Source organism: ANME-2 cluster archaeon (genome assembly GCA_014237145.1).
Classification (GTDB): domain Archaea; phylum Halobacteriota; class Methanosarcinia; order Methanosarcinales; family Methanocomedenaceae; genus Methanocomedens_A.
The window spans coordinates 1-10,101 of record JAAXOC010000064.1 but is presented as its reverse complement, the minus strand read 5'-3'; the positions used below and the strand labels follow the sequence as shown (position 1 = coordinate 10,101).

Genomic DNA, 10,101 nt, shown 5'->3' with positions numbered 1-10,101 from the left:
GCTCAATCAGGATTGAGCCATGGCATCATAGCGCGCAGTTTCTTGCCCACCACTTCAACGGGATGCTCATTCTCCATGCGCTCCATGGCCTTAAGCACAGGACTGTTAGCCTTGCCCTCAAGCACGAACTCCCTGGCAAACTCACCGCTTTGTATCCTGTACAGTGCCTCTTGCATTGCATCCCGCGACTCCTCATTTATGATCGTAGGACCTACTGTCATACCGCCATATTCTGCAGTATTGGACACAGAATCCCACATATTGGCAAGCCCGCCTTCATGGATCAGGTCAACGATAAGCTTCAATTCATGCAATGTCTCGAAATAAGCTATCTCGGGCTGGTATCCCGCATCCACCAGTGTCTCAAAGGAAGCCTTGATCATGCTGACCACACCGCCGCACAGGTCCACCTGCTCACCGAACAGGTCGGTCTCGGTCTCTTCAAGGAACGTAGTCTCGATCACACCCGCCCTGGTGCAACCTATGCCACGGGCATAAGCCAGTCCGATCTGCCTGGCATTCCCGGTTGCATCCTGATGTACAGCAAGCAGGCCGGGTACACCATTACCTTCCACATATGTCCGCCTGACCAGGTGTCCCGGACTCTTTGGAGCTACCATGAACACGTCCACATCTGCCGGCGGGACAATCTGGTTGAAATGTATGTTGAACCCATGTGAGAACGAAAGCGCATTTCCAGGTTTTAGATTGGCTGCGATATCATCCGCATATATAGATGCAGCAATCTCATCTGGCACCAGCATCTGGACAATATCAGCCTCTGCAGCCGCTTCTGACACAGTCTTGACATTCAGGCCGTCAGCTTCGGCCTTTGCCCATGAACTGCTGTCTTTCCTTAGTCCAACCACTACATTAATACCTGAATCATGCAGGTTCTGTGCCTGGGCATGACCCTGGCTTCCGTATCCAATTACTGCTATAGTCTTGCCTTTCAGTACACCGAGGTCGGCATCTGAATCATAATACATCTTCACCATTTATTCTCTCTCCTGTATCTGAAATTATACATCAATTATTATTCTAAATGACAATTATTTTCCCGGTTTTACCGTCTTAGCACCGCGATTCATTGCAACTGTACCTGTACGGACAACTTCCAGGATCCCGAAACCCCGCAAGAGTTTCTCAATGGCATCGATCTTATCATTTGTTCCGGTAACAGCCACTATCAAACTCTTAACACCGACATCTACGATCTGGGCCCTGAATACATCTACTATCTGCATAACCTCTGAACGGTTGCCTTTATCGACCTTGACCTTGAAAAATGCAAGTTCCCGCTCAATGGTCTCGCCGGGTTCAAAATCATTGACCCTGATAACATCAATGAGCTTATTCAACTGCTTGATCACCTGTTCAAGTACATGGTCATCACCTGATACGACAATAGTCATTCTTGATATATCAGGATTGTCCGTTACTCCAACTGCAAGGCTTTCTATATTAAAACCCCTGCGGCTAAATAGTCCTGCCACTCTTGTTAAGACCCCGGATCTGTTTTCCACAAGTATTGCAAGTGTGTGTTTCAATTTCAGGCCTCCAGGTCAAGTATTTCATTTATAGCTGCACCAGCCGGTACCATGGGCGACACATTCTCTTCCCGATCAACTACAAAGTCTATTATAGTTGGCCGGCCTGAATCAACGGCTTCCTTTAATGCCGGTCCCACATCTTCTGGTTTAGTAACCCTAAGACCAAGCGCACCATATGCTTCTGCCAGCTTGACAAAGTCAACACTATTATCAATACTGGTAAATGAATACCTCTTATCAAAGAACAGGTCCTGCCACTGCCTGACCATGCCCAGAAATCCGTTGTTTAGGATAGCCACTATAACAGGTATATCGTTCTTCACCACTGTGGCAAGTTCCTGACTGTTCATCTGGAAGGAACCGTCCCCTGCGATGTCAAAGACCACTTTTTCAGGACAACCCTTTTTGGCACCCATGGCAGCCGGAAAACCGAATCCCATTGTTCCGAGCCCACCCGATGATATGAAAGTCCTCGGCTGGGAATATTTAAAGTATTGGGCAGCCCACATCTGGTTCTGGCCAACCTCTGTTACTATGATGCTATCTGGATATAATTCATTTATCTGCTCAACAATATACTGAGGTTTCAACGTCTCACCCATAAGATACTTCAGTGGGTATTGCTGTTTCCACTTCTCTACCTTCTTGATCCATTGTGTGGTTCCGGATTTGCTTTTCTTTAATTCATTAATAAATTCCACAAGCATCTTTAGTATGGATCTTGCATTGCCCACGATTGGTATATCCACACGTACATTCTTACTTATCTCAGCCGGGTCTATATCTATATGAATTATACTGGCATTGGGAGCAAATGAATCTACCTTGCCAGTAACCCTGTCATCAAACCTGACACCTATAGCTATCAGCAGGTCAGATTCCTGGATCGCAAAGTTGGCATATTTGGTACCGTGCATCCCCGGCATACCTACACATAATGGGTGGGTATCAGGAAAAGCACCTTTGGCCATGAGTGTGGTGGTCACAGGTGCATTGATGATCTCTGCCAGTTCAAGTAATTCCTTGCTGGCATTTGATGAGATTATTCCACCGCCAATATAAATAACAGGACGCCTGGCTTTTATAATGGCTTCAGCGCCTCTTTTTATCTGCAGTTTGTGCCCGGTTTTCACTGGCTTGTATCCTTTCAGGTACACTTTACCAGGATATTCAAAATCTATCTCGTCAGTGGTCACATCCTTTGGAATATCGACAAGGACCGGCCCCTGTCTTCCGGTAAATGCGATGTGGAACGCTTCCTTGATTATCCAGGGCAGGTCGTTTACATCCGTTACAAGGTAATTGTGCTTTGTGATGGGAAGAGTGATGCCTGTAATATTCGCTTCCTGGAAAGCATCGTTCCCGATAAGCGGCCTTGGTACCTGACCAGTGATGGCAACTATAGGAACAGAATCCATGTATGCATTGGCTATGCCTGTAACCAGATTAGTGGCTCCAGGGCCGGAAGTTGCAAGGCAGACCCCAACTTTGCCTGTGGCACGGGCATATCCATCTGCTGCATGTGCTGCAGCCTGCTCATGCCTGACCAGAATGTGGTCTATGTTTGCATCATACAATTCATCATAGATAGGTAGTAGTACGCCGCCCGGATACCCGAACATAACTTCGACTTTCTCAGCGTACAGGGATTCTATAAGGGCTCTTGCGCCCGTCATCCTGGTTTTTTTACCCATCTATTTTATTCCTCCTTTTAATTATTTCATACATAATCCTAATTCAATAAATATAGTATCAGTGGTGATAGTTTTCATACATTAATGTTATTGTTGAAGGCTATTTCATCAGCCTGTTTATTCCTTCAAGAACAGCTTCCACAGATGCCATGATAATATCTGTCCTTGCACCCCTGGCAGTGATCACCTTGCCTTCCTTGTTCAGTTTTACCCAAACCTCTACCAGGGCATCAGTTCCGCCGGTAATTGCATCAACATGATATTCTTCAAGCCTGATGTCGGCAACACCTGCTATACCTTTACGCAGGGCTGCAATGGCCGCATCAACAGGACCATCTCCCACTCCAGCCTCCACTATCACGTCTCCGTTGACTTTCATCTTGATAGAAGCAGTTGGTGTAACCATATTACCTGATACCACTGTCAATTCTTCAAGCTTGACCTTTGGTTCACAGGTGATGTTCAGTACTGTTTCGGCTATGATCTCCAAGTCTGCATCTGTAACATGTTTCCCTTTATCACCAAGCTCTTTTATCCTGGCCACGATCTCATTCAGTTGTACATCACTTACATCAAGATCCAGCTCTTTCAATGCCATTATAACCGAACTTTTGCCCGCATGTTTGCCAAGCACGATCTTTCTCTGCCTGCCAATGGTTTCGGGTTTCATAGGTTCATATGTTGATGTGTCAGCTATCAGGCCGTGGACGTGGATACCTGCTTCATGTGTGAAAGCATTTCCACCTACAATGGCCTTATTTGGGGCCACAGGGATGCCTGTCAGTCTGCTCACAAGCCTGGATGTGGTGTATATTTCATCCAATTTGATATTTGAGGTATAATCGTAAAGGTTTTCCAGACCCATTACAACTTCTTCAAGAGATGTATTTCCAGCCCTCTCACCTATGCCGTTTATAGTAACGTGTGCTTCTGATGCACCGCCTCTCAGGGCCGATATTGTATTGGCGGTCGCAAACCCGAAGTCATTGTGACAGTGTATTGCCACGGGCTTGCTAAGGGTTGAGAGTTCCTTGAATATCTCATAGGTCTTTTCAGGGACCAGTAGTCCCACAGTATCACAGAACACGACCCTGTCTGCTCCGGCTTCAATACCTTCACTGTACAGGGATCTTAAAAAGCCCATATCTGCCCGTGAGGCGTCCTCACCGCTAAGTTCCACAATGAGGCCATGGTCCCTGGCATATACTGTAGCATCCAGGGCCATTTGTTTCACAGTTTCCCTGTCTTTTTTTAGCTTGCTTTTGATATGCAGGTCAGATACCGGTACAACCAGGTGGATTGAATCCACATCGCATTCCAGTGCAAGATCTATATCTTCATTGCGTACCCGGCAGTAGCTGCAGATCTCAGCATTTAGCCCCTCATTGGCAACTGCACGTATGGCTTCTCTCTCACCTTTAGAAGTGATTGCAGAACCAGCTTCGATAATATTGACACCAAGGGTATCAAGTTTGTGTGCAATTAACAACTTATCTTTAGTCGAAAGCGCAACTCCCGGGGTTTGTTCGCCATCCCTGAGTGTTGTATCTAAAAATCGGATATCTCTATTGACAAATAAAACGATCCCTTCTTGCCATAATTTATCACCTACTTAGGTAGGCTTAAAATAATGTTAAGTTATAAAAAAGTATCGAAGTTCAAGAGAAAATGCTCACTTCGTTCGCATTTTCTAAGCCTGCAGGAAAGTATCTGCTTTCCTATACGTTTAAAAAAAGAAAAAGCACAGGCCAACATTTACCGGCCTGTTTTTCAATACACTTATCATATTATATCTATGATCGAGCCGCCGTTGTTGCTACCGCTAATTGCGGCACCAACTGCCATTCCTTCTTTCTGGCCTTCATTTATGCCATAGGACTGGGGACCCAGGATCTGTGCGGACTGGACACCGGTCATGATAGCCATGACACGTATCCTGCCTTCATATTCCTTATTGACCCTTGCACCCCATATGACATTTGCCCTGTCATCCAGTTCATAAGTAAGTGACTCTGCGACTGCTTCTGCCTCAGACAGTGTAAGGTCTGGACCGCCAGTGATATGTACCAGGCATCCGGTGGCACCTCTGTAATCAACATCCAGCAGCGGATGGTTCAGTGCTGCACGCACTACATTGTCGCCTCTGTCCTGGCTCTTTGCCTCGCCGACAAGCATCACTGCTACACCGCCGCAGCTCATGATGGTCTTGACATCAGCATAGTCCAGGTTGATCAGTGAAGCCTGGGTAATGGTCTCACTGATACCTTTTACGGTCTCAGCTATCAACTGGTCCATGACAGAAAATGCCTGTTCGATCGGCAGGTTGGGTACATAGTCCAGCAGCCTGTTATTATCCAGCACCAGCACCGTATCTGCAGCTTTCCTGAAGGTCTCAAGACCTTCTTCGGCTTTGATGGCTCTTGCCCTTTCAACCCTGAAGGGGCTTGATACCATACCGACTACAATGGCATCCTGTTGTTTGGCGATCTCAGCCACAACAGGTGCAGCACCTGTGCCTGTTCCGCCACCCATGCCTGCTGTAATAAAGACCAGGTCTGCGCCCTTCAGAACTTCTTCCAGTGTCCCTCTTGCAAGTTCGGCTGCTTTGCGACCAGTTTCTGGATAGCCGCCTGCACCAAGCCCTCTGGTAAGGGATTTGCCTACAAGGATCTTTTTATCTGCCTGGATCATGTCCAGGTGTTGCTTGTCTGTATTGATGGCAATAGTCTCTGCGCCGCTGACTCCCATATTATAGAGTCGGTTAACTGTGTTATTGCCTGCTCCGCCGCAGCCCACGATTACGATCTGCGGTTCGCCGAAGTCTTCACACATTTCTTCTATCTGTCTGGACTCCCTGAGGAGTTTTTCTTTTTCTGTATGTTTCAATGCTTCTTGTACAATAGTTTGCATTTTATATTCATCCCCTGCAAATTTATACGACCTTAGCCGTACCTACCCGTTCCAGTAATTGCATGTTACGGAGTAGTTTATCACTTCGTTGATCTATCAGGTCCCGTATAGCCGCCCTGATTGCTTCACTTGTGGACGGAAATTCACCCATGTTTACCATGACGTCGATCATTTCTAATTGCTTCTCGGGGAGCCTTATTGTTATTCTCTCCATCGGGTTTTACTCCCTTTGATGTAATAATTCCGTCAGACGTATGTCAGACACATGACTGACGCATGTCTGCTGGTTGTCTGACAAATGTATGACATCTGTATGCTATCTGTCTGACAATAATAATATATATAGTTTACTCTGGGTTGGGCCTTAGGACAAAATCCATTTATCCCATTCACGTGGCTAATGAGGTGTTGTTTCATACATTATATATTATTAAAAAATCTTAAAACTGTGTAATCTTGCAACTGGGAATAAACAATAAGGAACAAAGATCATTCTCAACATTAAATGCGTGGGTTGCTGGTGTTGGTGAATTAAATTGTTGCATTATTCCCCACACACTTATTACCACAAGTAATATATATAATGCAATTTTATTACATCCTGTGTGATTAAAGTGACTGATAAAACAATACAGGACATCAATGCTAAGATCGCGAACGGCAGCGTCCATGTAGTTACGGCAGAAGAGATGCCGGACATCGTGGCAGAACTGGGGCCGGTTGGCGCTGCAAAGGAAATAGATATAGTTACTACAGGTACTTTCGGGGCCATGTGCTCATCCGGTGCCTTTCTCAATTTAGGGCATTCAGACCCACCCATCAAGATGCAAAAGGTGTGGCTCAATGACGTAGAGGCCTATGCCGGTCTGGCCGCCATCGATGCCTATATAGGCGCAACCCAGCTTAGTAAGAGCAGGGGTATAGAGTACGGAGGAGCACATGTAATAGAGGACCTTGTGGCAGGTAAGTCCATAGATATCCATGCCACAGCCTACGGCACCGACTGCTATCCCCGCAAGGTGCTGGATACTACTGTGACAATCGATGACTTAAACCAGGCAACAATGTTCAATCCCAGAAACGGTTACCAGCGGTATAATGTAGCTACCAACTGCTCGGACCGTACACTGTATACTTATATGGGTACACTCCTGCCCGACTGTGGCAATGTCACATATTCGGGTGCTGGGGTACTCTCACCAATGTACAATGACCCCACCTACCAGACCATAGGCGTGGGGAGCCGCATTTTCCTTTGCGGAGCCCAGGGATATGTGACCGGGCAAGGTACCCAGCACGACCCGGCCAATAATTTTGCGACAATGATGGTACAAGGCGACCTGAAGCAGATGGATAAGAAATACGTAAGGGGTGCCAGCTTCCACGGATATGGCACATCCCAATACGTGGGTATCGGCATCCCAATACCTATTTTAAACGCAGATATTGCAAAGGCCACTGCAGTGACCGATGCTGATATCACCGTTGACGTGCTGGACTACGGCGTGGCGCGCAGGGACAGACCTGTACTGCGCCAGGTTACCTATGAAGAACTGAAGTCAGGCATGATCGACATTAACGGCAGGGAGATTACAACGTCACCTATGTCCAGTTTCCATGATGCCAGGGCCATTGCAGGGGAATTGAAGGACTGGATACAAAAGGGGACGTTCTATCCTACGCTTCCGGTGGAGCGTTTGCCCAATACTGGAGTGGAGTTCAAGCCAATGAAACAGATAGGTGAACAGCCCACTGTAGCTGATGTGATGGCAAAGCGTGTGATCACTATTCAGCAGGGGCTAACTGTGGAAAATGCTGCAAAGGTGATCATGGAAGGGAACTTCAACCACCTGCCTGTGGTATCGGATGAGGACAGGCTGGTAGGAATTATCACGGCATGGGATATTGCCAAGGCTGTGGCAAAGAACAAGCGGGACAAACTGGATGATATCATGACCAGGGCTGTGGTCACTGCTGATGCCACTGAACCCATCGACATAGTGGCACGAAGGCTGGAGCAGCATAATATTAGTGCTCTGCCTGTGGTGGATAAGCACAGCAGGGTAAGTGGTATTATCACAAGTGATGATATCACTAAACTGGTGGCCAGGAGGTAGGAGATATGAAGATAACATTACATGCAACCCCGGATATTACTCCAAGACCTTTGATAGCAGAGGTGATACTGGAGACCGGGGCATTGCTGAATATTGACAGGGCAGATGTGAAACCCAAAGGTGGCGAAGTTGTGATAGATGTGCCACCGAATGAATGCAAGCGGGTTGTAGCAGCTTTTGAGAAGCGCGGTGCCACCATAACAGCCCTGGAGCAGCCGGTGATCAAGGACGATGACGAGTGCGTAAATTGCGGTGCATGTATATCTGTGTGTCCTACGAGTGTGATATCCTTTAGGGAGGACTGGAGTGTGCAGATGGACCTGGATAAGTGTGTGCAGTGCGGTGCGTGTGTGACTATGTGTCCACATGGTGCGCTAACGGTCATGAAATCATAGTATTTTAAAAGTTTCGGCATCAATCTAAGATAAGTTTGTAACCAAAGTGGCAGTCGATTGATGCCGAATATGATCATTAGCTCAGTTCTTTTCTTTTTTTTATAGGTTTTATCAAAATCTGTGAATTCGTCAGAAATCGATTATTAACCATGGGATAGGCAGGTTCATAATGGAATCTAATAAATCAGTCTTTATACACACTCTTACGATGCTTGCAGTGAAGCAATATTAGGATATATTCTTGGTCACAAACTTTATAACGTATTCGATAGTTGCCAATTCGGATACGGTAATCATTCTCATATCCTTTCAGTTTGATACACCCACGCGGACGTGGATGCTCCTCCAACATCTTTATCTTCTTAATGATTCTGTCATAGACAGCATCTGGTAGGCCATCTAGTTGCTTCTGTACTGGCTTTGGGATTAAAACCCGGTAGTTCATCAGTTTTTCCTGCGCCGCTGAGCGATGTATTCATCGATAGTCACATAGTCTCCTACCTGATACGCATTGCGAGCTTCCTGAATCTCAGCTTGCATAATTGAATCATCTTCCCATGTCTTTTCCTCAGCATGCGCCATCTGTTCATCCAGCATCTCCCAAAGCCGGAATTTGTCCTTCATACGTAATTTTGCAATAGATTTAACTAATAATTCGAAAGGTATTAATAATTCTACACTTTCTTGTGTCATAATCTTGCTCCTTTAATCTTTACTATAAGATTCGTCTGCAATAATACTTTTGTGCACACGTTTGGGTTGTGTAGGATTTGATGCATAAAAGGTAGCGATGTTTATCGAAAGAGTCTTTAAGTACTGCCTTTAGGTGAATCCAGAACAGGGTTGAAAATTTCTACCGCTCCCGGGCCACCCGCCTCCGCCTCTTATCATCCATCCTGTATATCCAGTCCCTGCTCCTGTGCTTTTCACTCAAACGCTGTGCCAGTTCGATCTCCGAATCCGTCAGCACACTGCGCCGCGCCCCTATCCCGAGCGCATCCTCAAATCCGTGTTTCAAAATCCCTTTCACATGATCGATATCATGACCAGCGCCTCCAAGCAGCTCCGAAAGCGTGATCATCCCGTCCCGTGCGCACTCTACACCCTCTGACAGGTTCATTGTGGGGTTCTTGAGCACCCTGTCCATCTCATCAAAACTAAAATCCAGCAGGAAACTGCCGTTTACCAGCACTGCACCCTCAAACCTCCCCTGTGCATTACCTGATATCTTGCGCCCTTGTGAATACACTGCATTGCGCTTGGGTTCGAGCCTGCCGTCAAACCCAAGCATCCTGAGCGTGTTTATCAGCCCGCCAAGGACGCGTGAATATGCCCCCTGGATGTCTGCGGGAACCGCGCCGCCGCTCTCGCAGGCGATCACGGAGAACAGGATCTGGTCCTCATCACAGAACCCGCACCCTCCGCCGAGCAC

At 46.8% G+C, this 10,101-nt stretch carries 11 protein-coding genes; 2 read left to right on the top strand and 9 right to left on the bottom strand.

The features are described from left to right. Nucleotides 1-2 precede the first annotated feature (2 nt). The 6 genes from ilvC to HF974_08240 form a co-directional block, all read right to left on the bottom strand. Nucleotides 3-998 carry a ketol-acid reductoisomerase gene (ilvC, locus tag HF974_08265; GenBank protein ID MBC2698310.1) on the bottom strand — a complete coding sequence of 332 codons (996 nt, stop codon included), beginning with the start codon at nucleotides 996-998 and terminating at the stop codon, nucleotides 3-5. Between the two features lie 54 nt (nucleotides 999-1,052). Continuing rightward, complete coding sequence (gene ilvN / locus HF974_08260) at nucleotides 1,053-1,550, bottom strand: acetolactate synthase small subunit (GenBank protein MBC2698309.1); 498 nt, start codon at nucleotides 1,548-1,550, stop codon at nucleotides 1,053-1,055. Nucleotides 1,551-1,552: 2 nt separating this feature from the next. Next, complete coding sequence (locus HF974_08255) at nucleotides 1,553-3,247, bottom strand: acetolactate synthase large subunit (protein ID MBC2698308.1); 1,695 nt, start codon at nucleotides 3,245-3,247, stop codon at nucleotides 1,553-1,555. A 100-nt stretch (nucleotides 3,248-3,347) separates the two neighbouring features. Then, nucleotides 3,348-4,832 carry a 2-isopropylmalate synthase gene (locus HF974_08250; GenBank protein MBC2698307.1) on the bottom strand — a complete coding sequence of 495 codons (1,485 nt, stop codon included), beginning with the start codon at nucleotides 4,830-4,832 and terminating at the stop codon, nucleotides 3,348-3,350. 197 nt (nucleotides 4,833-5,029) lie between these two features. Continuing rightward, complete coding sequence (gene ftsZ, locus HF974_08245) at nucleotides 5,030-6,157, bottom strand: cell division protein FtsZ (protein MBC2698306.1); 1,128 nt, start codon at nucleotides 6,155-6,157, stop codon at nucleotides 5,030-5,032. Between the two features lie 22 nt (nucleotides 6,158-6,179). Beyond that, nucleotides 6,180-6,371: a type II toxin-antitoxin system ParD family antitoxin gene (locus HF974_08240; protein ID MBC2698305.1), complete on the bottom strand. Its 192-nt coding sequence runs from the start codon at nucleotides 6,369-6,371 to the stop codon at nucleotides 6,180-6,182. 400 nt (nucleotides 6,372-6,771) lie between these two features. Here HF974_08240 and HF974_08235 point away from each other — a divergent pair, with 400 nt between their 5' ends. Both HF974_08235 and HF974_08230 read left to right on the top strand, forming a co-directional pair. Next, nucleotides 6,772-8,274 (top strand): CBS domain-containing protein, encoded by a 1,503-nt coding sequence (locus tag HF974_08235; GenBank protein MBC2698304.1) that lies wholly within the window; start codon nucleotides 6,772-6,774, stop codon nucleotides 8,272-8,274. A gap of 5 nt (nucleotides 8,275-8,279) precedes the next feature. Continuing rightward, nucleotides 8,280-8,669, top strand: a complete 390-nt coding sequence (locus HF974_08230) for a 4Fe-4S binding protein (GenBank protein ID MBC2698303.1) — start codon at nucleotides 8,280-8,282, stop codon at nucleotides 8,667-8,669. A 184-nt stretch (nucleotides 8,670-8,853) separates the two neighbouring features. On the opposite strand, the gene HF974_08225 is transcribed toward HF974_08230, so the two are convergent. From HF974_08225 to HF974_08215, 3 genes are all read right to left on the bottom strand, one after another. Next, a complete protein-coding gene (locus HF974_08225; GenBank protein MBC2698302.1) occupies nucleotides 8,854-9,114 on the bottom strand; it encodes a type II toxin-antitoxin system RelE/ParE family toxin in 261 nt (86 codons plus the stop codon). Then, nucleotides 9,114-9,362: a hypothetical protein gene (locus HF974_08220; protein MBC2698301.1), complete on the bottom strand. Its 249-nt coding sequence runs from the start codon at nucleotides 9,360-9,362 to the stop codon at nucleotides 9,114-9,116. The genes HF974_08225 and HF974_08220 overlap by 1 nt, the downstream gene beginning before the upstream one ends. 160 nt (nucleotides 9,363-9,522) lie before the next feature. Beyond that, nucleotides 9,523-10,101: lipoate--protein ligase family protein (locus tag HF974_08215; protein ID MBC2698300.1), on the bottom strand; the 579-nt coding region annotated here is incomplete at its 5' end.